This window comes from Methyloversatilis discipulorum (assembly GCF_018780585.1).
Classification (GTDB): Bacteria; Pseudomonadota; Gammaproteobacteria; order Burkholderiales; family Rhodocyclaceae; genus Methyloversatilis; species Methyloversatilis discipulorum_B.
Map to the genome: position 1 here is coordinate 1 of NZ_JADMJL010000026.1, position 13,344 is coordinate 13,344.

Annotated in this window: 17 protein-coding genes; 9 read left to right on the top strand and 8 right to left on the bottom strand. The window is 65.7% G+C overall.

Annotated elements, in window-relative coordinates; all coding sequences use genetic code 11:
- Positions 1-532: 532 nt before the first annotated feature.
- The 3 genes from IV112_RS12755 to IV112_RS12765 are packed head-to-tail and all read right to left on the bottom strand — an operon-like array spanning position 533 to position 2,663.
- Entirely contained in the window at positions 533-1,303 is a 771-nt protein-coding gene (locus IV112_RS12755; RefSeq protein ID WP_304003861.1) for a ChbG/HpnK family deacetylase, read from the bottom strand.
- The gene (locus IV112_RS12760) at positions 1,300-1,683 is read right to left on the bottom strand and encodes a GtrA family protein (RefSeq protein ID WP_296808428.1); all 384 of its coding nucleotides are present in this window, start codon (positions 1,681-1,683) and stop codon (positions 1,300-1,302) included. Before IV112_RS12760 ends, IV112_RS12755 begins: the two co-directional genes overlap by 4 nt.
- The gene (locus IV112_RS12765) at positions 1,683-2,663 is read right to left on the bottom strand and encodes a glycosyltransferase family 2 protein (RefSeq protein ID WP_304003866.1); all 981 of its coding nucleotides are present in this window, start codon (positions 2,661-2,663) and stop codon (positions 1,683-1,685) included. The genes IV112_RS12760 and IV112_RS12765 overlap by 1 nt, the downstream gene beginning before the upstream one ends.
- Before the next feature lie 290 nt (positions 2,664-2,953).
- Between IV112_RS12765 and IV112_RS12770 the strand changes: the two genes are divergently transcribed.
- Positions 2,954-3,793 (top strand): PEP-CTERM sorting domain-containing protein, encoded by an 840-nt coding sequence (locus IV112_RS12770; protein ID WP_304003868.1) that lies wholly within the window; start codon positions 2,954-2,956, stop codon positions 3,791-3,793.
- 452 nt (positions 3,794-4,245) lie between these two features.
- On the opposite strand, the gene IV112_RS12775 is transcribed toward IV112_RS12770, so the two are convergent.
- Together IV112_RS12775 and IV112_RS12780 are read right to left on the bottom strand one after the other, a co-directional pair.
- The gene (locus tag IV112_RS12775; protein ID WP_029143495.1) at positions 4,246-4,650 is read right to left on the bottom strand and encodes a group II truncated hemoglobin; all 405 of its coding nucleotides are present in this window, start codon (positions 4,648-4,650) and stop codon (positions 4,246-4,248) included.
- 192 nt (positions 4,651-4,842) lie between these two features.
- A complete protein-coding gene (locus IV112_RS12780) occupies positions 4,843-6,552 on the bottom strand; it encodes an ABC transporter ATP-binding protein (RefSeq protein WP_304003872.1) in 1,710 nt (569 codons plus the stop codon).
- Positions 6,553-6,802: 250 nt separating this feature from the next.
- Between IV112_RS12780 and IV112_RS12785 the strand changes: the two genes are divergently transcribed.
- Entirely contained in the window at positions 6,803-7,327 is a 525-nt protein-coding gene (locus IV112_RS12785) for a hypothetical protein (RefSeq protein ID WP_304003874.1), read from the top strand.
- Between the two features lie 75 nt (positions 7,328-7,402).
- Positions 7,403-7,978, top strand: coding sequence for a DUF4272 domain-containing protein (locus tag IV112_RS12790; RefSeq protein ID WP_304003876.1), 576 nt, complete (start codon positions 7,403-7,405; stop codon positions 7,976-7,978).
- A 119-nt stretch (positions 7,979-8,097) separates the two neighbouring features.
- On the opposite strand, the gene IV112_RS12795 is transcribed toward IV112_RS12790, so the two are convergent.
- Complete coding sequence (locus IV112_RS12795; protein ID WP_304003877.1) at positions 8,098-8,262, bottom strand: hypothetical protein; 165 nt, start codon at positions 8,260-8,262, stop codon at positions 8,098-8,100.
- Positions 8,263-8,816: 554 nt separating this feature from the next.
- On the opposite strand from IV112_RS12795, the gene IV112_RS12800 reads away from it, so the two are divergent.
- The 6 genes from IV112_RS12800 (at position 8,817) to msrA (ending at position 11,481) form a co-directional block, all read left to right on the top strand.
- On the top strand, positions 8,817-9,134 hold the full coding sequence (locus IV112_RS12800; protein ID WP_304003878.1) for a hypothetical protein: 318 nt from the start codon (positions 8,817-8,819) through the stop codon (positions 9,132-9,134).
- Positions 9,115-9,531, top strand: coding sequence for a hypothetical protein (locus tag IV112_RS12805; RefSeq protein ID WP_304003880.1), 417 nt, complete (start codon positions 9,115-9,117; stop codon positions 9,529-9,531). The genes IV112_RS12800 and IV112_RS12805 overlap by 20 nt, the downstream gene beginning before the upstream one ends.
- A 63-nt stretch (positions 9,532-9,594) precedes the next feature.
- Positions 9,595-9,792 carry a hypothetical protein gene (locus IV112_RS12810; protein ID WP_029143498.1) on the top strand — a complete coding sequence of 66 codons (198 nt, stop codon included), beginning with the start codon at positions 9,595-9,597 and terminating at the stop codon, positions 9,790-9,792.
- Between the two features lie 143 nt (positions 9,793-9,935).
- Positions 9,936-10,382, top strand: coding sequence for a GNAT family N-acetyltransferase (locus IV112_RS12815; RefSeq protein WP_304003882.1), 447 nt, complete (start codon positions 9,936-9,938; stop codon positions 10,380-10,382).
- A gap of 146 nt (positions 10,383-10,528) precedes the next feature.
- On the top strand, positions 10,529-10,978 hold the full coding sequence (gene msrB, locus IV112_RS12820) for a peptide-methionine (R)-S-oxide reductase MsrB (protein WP_304003883.1): 450 nt from the start codon (positions 10,529-10,531) through the stop codon (positions 10,976-10,978).
- Complete coding sequence (msrA, locus tag IV112_RS12825; RefSeq protein ID WP_304003885.1) at positions 10,975-11,481, top strand: peptide-methionine (S)-S-oxide reductase MsrA; 507 nt, start codon at positions 10,975-10,977, stop codon at positions 11,479-11,481. Before msrB ends, msrA begins: the two co-directional genes overlap by 4 nt.
- Before the next feature lie 14 nt (positions 11,482-11,495).
- On the opposite strand, the gene IV112_RS12830 is transcribed toward msrA, so the two are convergent.
- Positions 11,496-12,143 (bottom strand): CPBP family intramembrane glutamic endopeptidase, encoded by a 648-nt coding sequence (locus IV112_RS12830; protein ID WP_304003886.1) that lies wholly within the window; start codon positions 12,141-12,143, stop codon positions 11,496-11,498.
- A gap of 157 nt (positions 12,144-12,300) precedes the next feature.
- Complete coding sequence (locus IV112_RS12835) at positions 12,301-13,254, bottom strand: PEP-CTERM sorting domain-containing protein (RefSeq protein WP_304003888.1); 954 nt, start codon at positions 13,252-13,254, stop codon at positions 12,301-12,303.
- Positions 13,255-13,344: the final 90 nt, after the last annotated feature.

Below are 13,344 nucleotides of genomic sequence, written 5' to 3' on the forward strand. Positions count from 1 at the left end.
CCCGAGGTGCCCCTCGGGAGGTAAAGACAATACAAGGAGCGGCCTTGGCCGCGACGCGGCCGTCGCGGTCCGCAGGCTTCGATACAGGTGGCTGTCGGGGTCAGAAGACCCCTCCCACAGAATCCGGGCGCCGGCCGTGGATCGGGCGCTCACCCTGTAGGAGCAGCCTTGGCCGCGACGCGGCCGTCGCGGTCCGCAGGCTTCGATACAGGTGGCCGTCGGGGTCAGAAGACCCCTCCCACAGAATCCGGGCGCCGGCCGTGGATCGGGCGCTCACCCTGTAGGAGCAGCCTTGGCCGCGACGCGGCCGTCGCGGTCTGCCGGCTTCGATCGAGGCTGCCGTCGGGGTCAGAAGACCCCTCCCACAGAATCCGGGCCCCGGCCGTGGGTCGGGCGCTCATCCTGTAGGAGCGGCCTTGGCCGCGACGCGGCCGTCGTCGTCCGCCGGCTTCGATCGAGGCTGCTGTCGGGGTCAGAAGGCCCCTCCCACAGATTCGTCGCTCCGACTACGCGTCAGGCGCCGTCCCGGGTTTCAGCCGCCCAGCGCGCCCAGCTCCACGGCGTTGGCGGCAAGCAGGGCCGGTAGCGTGTCGGAGGCGAGCACGCCGTATTCGCGCACCCGCGCGGCGCCGATCGGGTCGCCCGCGAGCGCTTGCGTGGCCGGGTGCACCATTACCGCGTCGCCGTCGGCGGCGTTGCCCAGCCAGCCGGAAAGTCGCTGACGGTAGCCGGTGGCGTCGCCGTCGAAACCATAGGCGCCGAGCAGGCGCGGCATCGCACGGATGCGCGCGGTGAAGGCGAGGCGCTCCAGTGCGGCGGCGCCGAGTGCGGCGATGAACAACGGCTTGGCGCCGTCGCCGATGCGCGCGCCGCTGATGCGCAGCCAGGGCAGGCGGCCGGCGTAGCGCGCGACCAGCACCTCGATCAGCGCGTCGCGGATCTGCGGCAGCTGGTGCACGTGCTGGTGGCCGTCCACATAGGCCGGCGCACGGCCGGTGGCGTCCTCGAACAGTGCGCACTGGGTGGCGATTTCGTCGCGCAGTGCGGACGCATCGAGCCGGTGCGCGAGGCTGGCGCCGATCAGCGGCCACAGGCCGCGGCGCAGCGGGCTGAATTCGGTGAAGTCGAGGTGCAGGCCGAAGCTGCCCGCGGCACCGATGCGCGACGCCGCCGCCGGCCAGCCCGGCGCGCGCGTCATGCAGCCGGCACCGGACAGCCGGCCGTCCGCCATCAGCGCCAGGATGGCGTCGTCGACCGCGGCGTTGTAGCCGTAGTCGTCGGCGGTGAGAAACACCGTTTTCACGCCGGGGAGTGCGCGAACGCCCAGTAGCGGCCGAGCAGCCAGGTGCTCAGCGCGACGAACACCAGCACGATGGCCAGCGCGACCCACAGCGGCAGCGGCGTGAAGCGCAGCAGTGCGGCGAGCATCAGCTGGTTGCCGACGAAGGCGGTACAGGACACCGCCAGCAACCGCGGCAGCGCCTGCCGGTGCGGCGCCTGCGTGCCGGCGAAGGACAGATTGCGGTGGCCGAGGTAGCTCACCGGGAAGGCGCACACGAAGCCGACCAGATTGGACCAGGCGGGGTCGATGCCGGTCGCCCAGTCCACGCCCAGCGTGACCAGATAGTGTGTCGCCGCCGCGCAGCCGCCAACGATTAGGAACAGCAGTACCGACGCCCGCATCAGCGCTCGTCCCCGCTGCGCACGATCTCGGCAACCACATAGGGGGGCCGGCCTTTCACCTCCTCGTACACGCGGGCGAGGTATTCGCCGAGGACGCCGATGAACAGCAACTGCACGCCGGAGAAGAACATGATGCTCACCACCACGGTCGGCCAGCCCGGCACGTCGACGCCGAGCAGCATCTTCTCGACCACGATGTACAGGCCGTAGGCGAACGCGATCGACGACAGCAGCAGCCCGATCAGGCTGGCCATGCGCAGCGGCAGCACGGAAAAGCTGGTCAGCCCGGTCCACGCCAGACGCATCAGGTTGAGCCGGTTGAAGGAGGTTTCGCCGGCGGCGCGCGGCAGCGGCGTGTAGGGAATGCCGATCGAGCGGAAACCGACCCAGGCGTACATGCCCTTCATGAAGCGCTGGCGTTCGGGCAGCGCGAGCAGGGCGTCGACCACGCGGCGGTCCATCAGCCGGAAGTCGCCGGCATTCGGCGGAATGTCCAGCCGGCCACCCATATTCATCATGCGGTAGAACAGTTTTGAACCGATCTGGTTGAACAGCCCTTGCTGCGCGCGGTCGGCGCGCACCGCATAGACCATGTCCCAGCCCTCGCGCCAGTGCGTCAGCATGGTTCCGAGCAGGTCGGCCGAGTGCTGGCCGTCGGCGTCCATGCACACCACCACGTCGCCGCGCGCGTGCTGCAGGCCGGCCGAGATCGCGGCCTCCTTGCCGAAATTGCGCGAGAAGCGCACCAGCGTCACCGGCAGACGCTGTGTGCAGTCGGCGGCGATCTGCGCGGTGGCGTCGCGGCTGCCGTCGTCGACGACGACGATTTCATAGTGCGGCACCAGCGCGGCCAGGTGGCGCGAAATCATGTCCAGCGTGCTGGCGAGCGCGCCGGCCTCGTTATAGGCCGGCACCACGACGCTGAGCGTGGGCGGCGTGACACGCGCGGAAGAGAGCGGCAGTGGGGTGGTCTGGTTCATCGTGGTGTGGGCGTTCCGGCGGCCACCGACTGCCGGTGTGCAGAGCGGCCGGGCGCCGGAAACGGCGTGCAGTGTATCGGTTGAGGTGGCTGTCGGTGCGCTTTACAGCATGGGTGCGAATCGTTCGCGCACACATTGTGACAATCACAAGACATTGACGCGAAAGCATTTCCGGGTTTCTGGCACAGCGGTTGCTGAAAGCGCCGTCACGCGCCGAACGGCGCCCATGCAGGCCGGAAACGCCCGAGCGCATCTGCCTGCCGACACGACAACATTAAACGAGACAAGCGATGACCTTCCCGACTCATTTCCTGAATCTGATCGCACGCGGTGCCGCGGCTCTGTCACTGGCGCTTGTTGCGTCGCATGCCGGCGCAGCCGTGATTGCCCAGGACGGCTTCCAGTCCTACTCGACCGGCGCGCTGAACGGCGCCAACGGCGGCTCGGGCTGGGGCGGCGCGTGGAGCGCGACCGGCAACGCCAACGTCGTCGATCCGGCCGCCAACCTGTCCGGCAATCGTGCGCTGGCCCTGACCGGCAATGCAAGCAACGCCGCCGTGCGCACGCTGGCTTCGTCCTTCAGCGGCGACAGCCTGTTCGTGAGCTTCCTGCTGCAGGCCGACCGCGGCAGCTCGATCGACCGCAACGACTTCATGGGCCTGTGGCTGGATCTGGGCACCAACAACGGCGGCAGCAATCGCCCGAACATCGGCATCAAGGGCAATCAGGACAGCAGCAGCGCCACCAACGACATCTTCGCCCGCACCACGGGCACCAATGGCAGCTATGCGCCGGACAGCAATCTCGACGTGCTCGACACCTATCTCGTCGTCGGCCACCTGTACCGCAATGCGGCTGGCAACTACACGAACTTCGACCTGTGGCTGAACCCGACCGTCGACGACTTCCTGTCGCCGGACGCGAGCTTCACCGGCAACGCCGGCATTTCGGCGATCGATCGCGTGGGCATCCGTCTCGCCAACCTCGACAGCGGCGACCGCATCCTGATCGACAACCTGCGGCTGTCGACCACCTTCCAAGAAGCGACGGCCATCCCGGAGCCGGGCGTGCTCGGCCTGCTGGGCCTTGGCCTGGCCGGTCTGGCGTTCGCGCGCCGTCGCAACACCTGAGCGCTCCGGCGCTCGCTTCAGGGGGCTGCCGAGGCAGCCCCTTTTTCGTTCACGCACGGGCCGCGGCGCAGCAAGGGCGGTGTCCTGATTCCGGCTTTGGCGGGCGATTCGAGGCGGCGCGATCTCGGTGCTCGTGTCGCTCTCGCAGGGAGATGTGCGCCAGACCTCCGCCGGCGGGGCCGGAACGCGGGTTCTGTGGGAGGGGTCTTCTGACCCCGACCGCGGCTTGTATCGAAGCCAGCGATCTGCAGCGGCCGTGTCGCGGCCAAAGCCGCTCCCACAGAGGTTGCGTCTGACCCGCGGCCCGAGCTAGAGCCGGAGCTTTGTGGGAGGGGTCTTCTGACCCCGACAGCGGCTTGTATCGGAGCCGGCGGACTGCGGCGGCCGTGTCGCGGTCGGAAGACCGCTCCTACCGCGGGCTTCGGGCCCCCGGAGCAGGGTCCGCTGCGCGGTCAGTCGCGGTTCTTCAGCGCCTCGGCGGCGCGGGTGAAGTGCTGCATCAGCCGCACACCGACGTCGGTCGGGATGCCCGTTGCCTCGATCGCATGCACCATGCAGCGCAGCCAGGACACGACTTCCGCCTGGCCGATGGCGACGTGCGCATGCATCTGCCGCAGATTCGAGTGGCCCATGCGTTCGGCGTAGTAGCGTGGGCCGCCGAGGAAGCCGCACAGGAACTCGAACTGCGCCTCGCGCAGGTGGGCGACGCCGAAACCTTCCTGGTGCAGCTTGTGTACCGGCTCACCGTCCGGGTGGGTTTCGACGATGTCGTAGAAGGCATTGACCAGCCGGCGCAGCGGCTCTTCGCCGCCGATCTGCTGGAACATGCTCGGCGGCTTCATCGACGGGGCGTTCATCTTCTTCCCATGTACGGATGTTGTTGCGGGTCGTGGGCGCAGCGTCGCGAAGCACCGCGTTGCCGCATGGAGGTCAGTGCAGTTTTCCCTCTGACGGCACAGTCGGAACACCGCGCCCACGGACCGAAGGATTGCGCCGCGGCGGTGCCGGCGCAATACCGCATAGGGGGTAGTCGGCGCTGTCCACAGGAACTATGCCGGCGCCGGAGCATGCGCATGGAATGCACCGTCACCGGTCAGGCGGCCAGCGTCCATCGTCAGCACGCGGCCCATGCGCTCGAAGGCGCGCGGGCGGTGCGCGATCAGGATGACGGTGCGTCCGGGCGCGTGCTCGCTCATCAGCGCGTCGATCACGCGCGCCTCGGTGTCGGCGTCGAGTGCCGACGTCGCCTCGTCCAGCAGCAGCACCGGTGCGTCGCGCAGCACCGCGCGCGCGATGCCGACGCGCTGTCGCTGGCCGCCGGACAGGCTGTGCCCCTTCTCGCCGACCGGGCTGTCCAGGCCCTCGGGCAGCAGCGCGATCACGTCGTCGAGCTGGGCGATGCGGCAGGCGCGCAGCACGTCCACCATGCTCACCTCGCGGCCCAGCGTCAGGTTCTCCAGCAGCGACAGGCTGAACAGTTCGGTTTCCTGCGGCACCACCGCGATCTGGTGCAGCAGCGCCTCGTGCCGGATGTCAGCCAGCGGCACGCCATCGACAGTGAGGCGGCCCGATTCCGGCGGGTAGAGCGCCAGCAGCAGCTTCACCAGCGTGCTCTTGCCCGAACCCGAGCGCCCGGCGATGCCGACGTGCTCGCCGCGCGCGATGCGGAAGTCCAGCGGCCCGAGCACGCGACGGCCGTCGTGCGCGAAGGTGAGTGCTTCCGCCTGCAGCGCGCGCCAGTCGGCCGGCCAGTCCTGCGTGCCGTGCTGGCTGGGCTGCGGCGCGAAGAGCGGCATCATGCGGCCGAGGTTCGAGGTGCGTTCGATCATCGTCTGCACGCGGTCGGTCATGTCCATCGACGCTTCGCGCAGCGTGTTGAAGTAGGCGCTGTAGGTGAGCACCAGGCCGACCGACAGCCCGCCCTCCATCACGCCCCAGGCCACGCCGAAGATGTAGATCGCCCAGGCCAGCGCGGTGTGCAGCTGGAACAGCATCCACTTCGTATTGGTGAGGCGCAGCCGGCGGTAGGCGAAGTCGCGCGCCGCGCGTTCGCGGTCGGCCACGCGGGCCGTCATGTCGGCGCCTGCGTTCATCGCCTTCACCGACAGGATGTTGGCCGCGCTTTCGACGAAGCTGCCGCTGGCGTTCTCCATCGACGCGTTGATCTGGTCCGACAGCCGCGCGATGCGGCGGTAGAAATACCACTCGATGAAGCCGAGCACGCCGCAGTAGTAGAGGAAGAAGAACACCGTCGCCGGATGCAGCAGCATGCAGGCGATCAGCGCGCCGAAGAAGGCGCCGCTGGCGGTGAGCAGCGCATTAACCAGTTCGCTGGTCCAGTCGCGCACCGCGTCTGCTCCAGTGATCACCCGCTGCGCCTTGTTGCCGGTGCTTTCCTTCTGGTGCCAGGACAGCGAAAAATCGAGCAGCCGCTCGAAACCCCACACCTTGGCGCGCATGCGCGCATCGATGGCCATGCGCCCGATCACCCGCTTGGTCGACAGCCGCACCAGCGCCACGCAGGCATGCGCCACGCCCAGCGTGGCCACCAGCGTGTACAGCGGCGTGAGGCTGTCACCGCGCTGCCAGCCGAGCAGGAAATCCGCCACCCGCCCGATCAGGTAGGGCGGCAGCATCGGGTAGAACTGCACCACGCCCAGCACGCAGATGAAGAACAGGTAGCGGCGGCGGTCGGCTTCAAGAAAGAAGGCGATCGCGCGCGGGACGTCGGTCAGACGGAAGGCGGGTGGGGCGGACATGGCGGGGCGGCGAGGGCGAGCCCACCATTATCGCGGGTCGCTGGGGCGATGGCGTACAGCGATCTGCGTCGGTCGAAAGGTCGATTGCCGTGTAACACCGCAGATGAGAGGCTCCGATAAACGGACTGCGGCAGTAACGCGATGAAAACAGTAAGGAATCAGCTGCGGTGTCCGCTGGAATATCACGCAGGCTTCTGGAATATCCATCAATTTTGATGTCTACATCACGTTAGGCGTCTGGCGGTTTGCCATGAAAGTTTCCCTCGAGACTTGGTACATCCTTCGCGATCTCAAGGTTGCTGAAGGTCGCGTGGAGGCCCGATTTGTCCCAGACTACTTCCACGCCGGGATCGTTGACCCAGTCGTTACCCTCAGTGTAGATGGGCCAGCCAATGCTTCTGAAGCGGAGAAGTTTCTGGGGCGCTTTGTCGAGGAGCCATTGGTGGACCTTGAGGTATCGCCTCAGAAGATTGAGCTATGGGCCGAGTACGACGATGTTCCTTCAGCGATCTGCGGGCAATCTGCTGCCTGGGTACGTTCGGCTTACTTGTCGGAAGATCTGCTTCTCATAATCGGGCAGTTGTCCAGTCAGCTAGACAGCTCGCTCGCTCAAATCGCGGGGCTGCGAAAACACCAGAACGAAGCAGAGTCCTTTATTGCTGAGTTGCTTCATAGAGCCGAAGCCAAGAAGGCTTTGACCACCCTACCTACGACTGTGATTGATGCGCAGATTCAAGTCCTGGTGAGAGTTCTTGGAAAACTACGAGACGCCTAACCTGTCGCTCGAGCCGACTCGCGTCGGCAAGCCGCCGCTCGCGGCTCAGCTTCAACGTTAGGTTTCGCGATGCACATGGAGAGCGAAGAAATACTGCCCGAAGACGAGGTACGCGAAGCGTCTGAGATCGCCAGACGCGCGCTCGCGTTATTCGCAGTTGTTGGCCTCGCGTTAGGCGCGCCCAAGGAGACAACTCTCACGTGGTTACGTGGCGAATCGCTGTGGGATGAGCTTTCACCCGAAGAACTGAAGTTCGTCTCTGCTTTGGAACCGACCGAGCGGCAGCGGATTAACGCATCTTGGCGAAGCGAGGCATTGCTCATGCTCCTTTGGTCGATCGGTGTCGTTAAAGAACTTCCGGGCCTGGCAGAGCAGTGCGATGCGGGAAACTTCCAGAGGGTCTTGCCACCCTTCGCGGATGTGACTGTCAATGAGTTCATTTCATCTGCACAGCGCCGCTCAGATGATGAGTTGTTCGAAATGGCGAACGAATTGCTGGATTCTCATTGGGAAGCGCGCGATGCTCGCATTAATAAAAAACCTATGCCTGCAAACCTCGATATCGGAATAATTCAAGAGAGGCATCATGCGATCAACTGGGTCATCGGCTATGACGGCTTACCGTGGGATGAAGTTACCACCGACACCTAACAATTCATTCCACCGGACCGCCTCCGGCGGCCGGTGAATTCAAACCTCAGGCGTTTCAAGCCATGCCCGAAGACTTCAAGCGTGCAAGGAACCGGAAACTGTCAACCAAGCTTGCCCGATCAAAGCAGCTTGGGATCGACTACCCGCGGGTCATCGAGGTTCAGCTTTGAAACAAGCGCATGAAGCAAGCGTGAAAGCTTCGGTCCGAACAAATGTCCTGTTTGTTTGCAGCCGAAACCAGTGGCGAAGTCCGACGGCGGAGCAGGTGTGGCGTAAGCATCCATCGCTCTCCGTCAGGTCTGGAGGAACAAGCCCGAATGCGAGGCACCCCGTCACCGCTGCCGACCTTTCATGGGCTCATGTGGTCTTCGTCATGGAAGAGAAGCACAAGTCCCGGCTAATGACTGAGTACAGGCGAGTTCTCGAAAACAAGCCGATTCACGTCCTGGATATTCCGGACGAGTACCGGTACATGGATGCCGGGTTGGTCGAGCTGATTGAAAAGTTGGTGGGGGCGATTCTTGGACTCGAATAGCGGACGCTCTGTCCCGGTGTGCCCGCAAACGCCTTTGGGCGGCGGAGTTCAGCAGGCCGCGCCCGAGGCAGCGAGTGCCACGGTCAGCGAGATTGAAGTTGACTGCACTCCGCGCTTGCGTGGCGTCGGGACGTCCTCCGAATCCGTAAAGAGGGGGCCGGACAGAGCCCATGCAGTCAATGGGGACCGAACACGGATTGAACGAGGAAGCATGAAAGCGTGATCACTCGGTTGCTCCTGTTGCGCCTGACCGTCGCGCGGTGAGGCAGCACGGTTTCCGCCCGTCCCACGTTGAGATCATTCATGTCTGCGCGCTGCCCACACTGCAATGCACGACTGTCCTGGCTGAGCCTGAAGCGCGCTTTCCGTTGCCCCTCGTGTGGCTCCGATTTCGCCGCGACGACGTTCTGGCCCTGGCTTGCGACCATCGGGCTTTGGTCGCTCGCGGATATCCCGCTCCGGATGGCGATGCCGGTGGCCGAGGGCGCTGCGGCGTCTCTCGGTGTTGCCGTGAGGGCGAGTGCGAGCCTCGGCATCGGCTATGCCATCGCTTGTGTTGTCGTGGGCACTTTCAGCACCGTTTCGATGGCGAACACGGCACATGAGCGCACCGAGTCCTGAGCACGGTGCAGACCGTTCGATCGTGTCTGCAACGGGCGTGATGCTCGGCATTGCGCGGTGCGCAGCGCTGCTTGGCCTTGGTGTGGTTGGCCTGCTGTATCTGAACGACGCCTTCTTCAGCGCCTGGGTCGCAGGCGGACCGCCGGGACCTCACAAGCTGGGCTGGGAGCGACGTTCCCTCGCTTCGTTCCTCTGGTCGCTCGCCGCCTTTGTGGCGGCGGTCGGCCTGTTCCGGGCGCTGGGTCGCCTTCCGCGCATCGGTACGCTGGCCTGGCTTCTGCTCGCGGTGGCGGCCGGTCTGGCGCTCGCCCCCTTCGTCGCACGCGAAATCATGATCGATGCCTGTGTCGACAGGGGTGGCCGCTGGCTGCATGCGGCGCTCGAGTGTGAGCGCTGAGCCTGGCGTATGCTTGGCCGGCCACGCTGCGGGCACGCAGCAGCCGTTTGAGAGGAGCATTCCATGGGATTTCCTGGCATGAATCACGGGCTGTTCTTCCTGCCCTTTCTGGTGATCTTCGTCATTCCGGCCTGGCGCATCGTCAGCAAGGCCGGGTACAACGGCGCGTTCTCACTGCTGCTGCTCGTCCCCTTCGTCAACGTGATCGCGTTGTGGGTGTTCGCCTTTGCGGAGTGGCCGGCGCAGGGGCGCCGCGAATAGTCTGCGATGCTGCGCGGGTCGCCTGCGCCGCCGTTTCGTGAAGGGGGCTGTCATGCATGATCCGCCCGACCGCACGGTCCAACTGAATCAGTCTTTTTGAAATGCGGATACGTGAAGCGCTTGAATCCGACCTCGATGCGCTGATGGCGGTGTTTGCCGCGGCGGTTCACGATCTTGCGGGCCGTGCCTATACCCGCGAACAGTGTTGCGCCTGGGCACCGCTGCCGCCCGATCCGGATGCCTGGCGCGCCCGCCTGTCGCGTCTGCATGCCCGGCTCGCGTGCGACGGTGATGAGGTGGCCGGTTTCATCGGCTACACGCATCAGGGTCACGTCGATCTGCTGTTCACGGCGCCGCAGCATGCGCGCCGGGGCGTGGCGTCCGCACTCTTCCGCGCGGCGTGCGCGGACCTCCGCCGCGCTGGCGCCGAGCGCGTCTTTGCCGAGGCCAGTCTGGCGGCGCGCCCATTCTTCGAGCGCCAGGGGCTGGCGGTCGTTGCCGAGGAGGTCGTGCTGCGTCAGGGCGAGGCTTTGCGCCGCTTCCGCATGGAGGGCGCACTGCCATCTCCGCATGTTCCGACGGCGCCTTGAAGCGGTCTGTACCGGGTGCGGCAGAACGGCGTCGGACCCTGAATGCCGGCCCACGATGAGCGGAGCCGTTCGCGCTATCCTCGGCGATGACAAGAAACGCAGAACGCGCCCGCGGGAGCGCGGTCTACGACGCCACAGGAGGACGCATGAAGACCTATACGAAATCACCCGAGGCGATCGCCCGCCTCACGCCCGAGCAGTACCGCGTTACGCAGCAGAACGGCACCGAGTATCCGGGCACCGGCGAATACCTGCACAACCACGAACCGGGCATCTACGTCGACATCGTGTCCGGCGAGCCGCTGTTCGCCTCGAGCGACAAGTTCGAGTCCGGTTGCGGCTGGCCCAGCTTCACCAAGCCGATCGAGCCGGCGCACGTGACCGAGTTGCGCGATGCTTCGCTCGGCATGATCCGTACCGAAGTGCGCTCGGCGCATGGCGACAGCCACCTCGGCCACGTCTTCCCGGACGGCCCGCGCGACCGCGGCGGGCTGCGCTACTGCATCAATTCGGCGTCGCTACGCTTCGTGCATCGCGACAACATGGTGGCCGAAGGTTATGGCGACTATCTGGATCAGGTGGAGGACGTGCGATGAGCACCGAACGCGCTGTGCTTGCCGGCGGCTGTTTCTGGGGCATGCAGCAGCTGATCCGCCGCATCCCTGGCGTGGTCTCGACGCGCGTCGGTTACAGCGGCGGCGACGTGCCCAACGCGACCTATCGCAATCATGGCACGCACGCCGAGGCGATCGAGATCCTGTTCGACCCGGCGGTGCTGAGTTACCGCCGGCTGCTGGAGTTCTTCTTCCAGATCCACGACCCGAGCACGCCGAACCGCCAGGGCAACGACCGCGGGCCGTCCTACCGCTCGGCCATCTACTGGACCAGCGAAGCGCAGCGCGACGAGGCGCTGAATACCATCGCCGACGTCGATGCGTCCGGCATCTGGCCGGGCAAGGTGGTGACCGAGGTCGAACCGGTCGGCGATTTCTGGGAGGCCGAACCGGAGCACCAGGACTATCTGGAGCATTTCCCGAACGGCTACACCTGCCACTTCCCGCGACCGAACTGGGTGCTGCCGCGCAAGGCCGATCAGTAAGCGCTGCGGGCCGGTCAGACGTCGGTGTTGCAGAAGGGCAATACGTCCCAGAGCATGTGCGCGAACACCGGCGGCCACAGCTGGCCGCTGCGTACGAAGTGCAGCGCGAAGGCCAGGCCGATGAGGGCGACGGCCAGCATGCCGACCGGACCCTGGTAAAGGTGATACGACGTGCGCAGCAGGAGCGGAAGGCCGATCGCGACTGACAGGCCGAATCCGCGCAGGCCGCGCGTCAGTACGCCGAGCAGGAACACCTCTTCAAAGGTGCCGTTGACCATGGCGGTCAGCACGATGACAGCCGACGACGGTTGCGACGCGAACATCATCTGCTGCACGTGACCCGCGCCTGAGCTTCCGGCAAAGGGCTCGGTGGCGAACACGACCACAAGCCATGCCACGAGGGCCAGCAGAACGCCGGTGAGGCTGCCGCGCAGGGTCGGTCGGGGCAGCGCCGGCTGCAGATCCTGCTGTTGCCATCGGAGGTAGGTGAACGCGGCGATTGCGGCCGAAACTTCGAACATGCATGTCCAGAGCATGCTCGTGTCGCTGAAGCCCTCCACCGGAAAATCTCTGGCTGCGGATTGCAGCGACAGGGTGATCGGCAGGCCGAAGCAGAGAAGGGAAACGATCCCTGCCTCCCGCAGAGTGAGTGTGGTGCGCAAAGTGGGATGGTCCGGATCGCGTGTGAAAGGAGCGCCGGATGTCGGTCACGGCGCGCTGGCGATGCGCATGTTAGCCATATTGCATCGGCTGCGCATCACCCCGGCATGACGCGACCTGGCCGGTTCTTCCTCACCGGCGGAGGTTGCAGGATGTCGATCAGGCGCTGCGGCGGCGCGCGATCGCGCCGAGCACTGCCAGACCGGCGACCATCAGCCCCCAGGTGGCGGGTTCGGGCACCGGCGGTGCAACGGCGGCGGTCAGCAGGCCGGTATTGCCTTCGAGCGTGTAGCCCTGCGGCAGCAGGATGCTCAGCCGGCCGGTGTTGAAACCATCGACTGCGCCCCAGGACTGGCTGTAGTCGAACGGCGGGCCGGCTTCGGGATGGATCGGTTCGGGCGTGACCTGGGTGCTGAGGTTGTTCACCAGCACGAAGCTCTGACCCGGGTCCATCGTGACGGTGAGCCGGATTTCGCCGATCAGGTCGTCCATGTCGTCGTTGATGACGGTACTCGTGGCGCCGGCGTAGGGCTCATCGACGTAGACGAAACCCGGTTCGAAATAGGTGACGTTGCCCTTGCTTTCGGTGCGCACGGCCGTGTCGTCCAGCAGGTCGGTGCGGAACACCAGTTGCGACTGGTAGTTCACGTTGGTGAAGGCCACCGTGCTCGACGGCACGCCCAGCGTCAGCGTGCCGACAAGCTGGTGGAACACGTTGCCGCTGTAGGTGTGGAAGCTGCCGTCGAAGGTGAATACGAAGGTGACGTCCACCGGGCCGCTGCCCGGGCTGCCGACGAGCACGCCGCTGCTCGTGTTCTGGGCGAAAGCCGAGCCGATGAGCAGGTCGGGTACGCCGCCGACGCCGCGGCTGTCGATTTCGCTGAACACACGCACCGTGCCGGTCGCATCGTCGCCCTGCGCCTTGCCGACGAAGGTGACGCCACCCGCCGACACGTAAGGCGTTTCATCGAGGTTCACCGACTGCAGACCGCCACCGCTGACAATCTGGCTTTCCGATGGCGTCACCCATTGCACCTGGGTCAGTGCATGGGCCTGGAACGACAGCGCGGCGAACAGGGTGAGCACGGGAAGACGGGCAAGGGCGCGCGGCATGGTGACCTCCTGGGGCGGTTGAGGGATGAGTCCCGCCCCGCAGCAAGATGCGCACCAGCCGAGAACTGTTCGCATTCAAATCAATCATTT

Excerpts from the sequence above, each read along its gene's own strand:
- IV112_RS12760 (WP_296808428.1), bottom strand. The coding sequence starts at position 1,683 with ATGCGGGCGTCGGTACTGCTGTTCCTAATCGTTGGCGGCTGCGCGGCG.
- IV112_RS12765 (WP_304003866.1), bottom strand. The coding sequence starts at position 2,663 with ATGAACCAGACCACCCCACTGCCGCTCTCTTCCGCGCGTGTCACGCCG.
- IV112_RS12770 (WP_304003868.1), top strand. The coding sequence starts at position 2,954 with ATGACCTTCCCGACTCATTTCCTGAATCTGATCGCACGCGGTGCCGCG.
- IV112_RS12775 (WP_029143495.1), bottom strand. The coding sequence starts at position 4,650 with ATGAACGCCCCGTCGATGAAGCCGCCGAGCATGTTCCAGCAGATCGGC.
- IV112_RS12780 (WP_304003872.1), bottom strand. The coding sequence starts at position 6,552 with ATGTCCGCCCCACCCGCCTTCCGTCTGACCGACGTCCCGCGCGCGATC.
- IV112_RS12785 (WP_304003874.1), top strand. The coding sequence starts at position 6,803 with ATGAAAGTTTCCCTCGAGACTTGGTACATCCTTCGCGATCTCAAGGTT.
- IV112_RS12790 (WP_304003876.1), top strand. The coding sequence starts at position 7,403 with ATGGAGAGCGAAGAAATACTGCCCGAAGACGAGGTACGCGAAGCGTCT.
- IV112_RS12795 (WP_304003877.1), bottom strand. The coding sequence starts at position 8,262 with ATGGATGCTTACGCCACACCTGCTCCGCCGTCGGACTTCGCCACTGGT.
- IV112_RS12800 (WP_304003878.1), top strand. The coding sequence starts at position 8,817 with ATGTCTGCGCGCTGCCCACACTGCAATGCACGACTGTCCTGGCTGAGC.
- IV112_RS12805 (WP_304003880.1), top strand. The coding sequence starts at position 9,115 with ATGAGCGCACCGAGTCCTGAGCACGGTGCAGACCGTTCGATCGTGTCT.
- IV112_RS12810 (WP_029143498.1), top strand. The coding sequence starts at position 9,595 with ATGGGATTTCCTGGCATGAATCACGGGCTGTTCTTCCTGCCCTTTCTG.
- IV112_RS12815 (WP_304003882.1), top strand. The coding sequence starts at position 9,936 with ATGGCGGTGTTTGCCGCGGCGGTTCACGATCTTGCGGGCCGTGCCTAT.
- msrB (WP_304003883.1), top strand. The coding sequence starts at position 10,529 with ATGAAGACCTATACGAAATCACCCGAGGCGATCGCCCGCCTCACGCCC.
- msrA (WP_304003885.1), top strand. The coding sequence starts at position 10,975 with ATGAGCACCGAACGCGCTGTGCTTGCCGGCGGCTGTTTCTGGGGCATG.
- IV112_RS12835 (WP_304003888.1), bottom strand. The coding sequence starts at position 13,254 with ATGCCGCGCGCCCTTGCCCGTCTTCCCGTGCTCACCCTGTTCGCCGCG.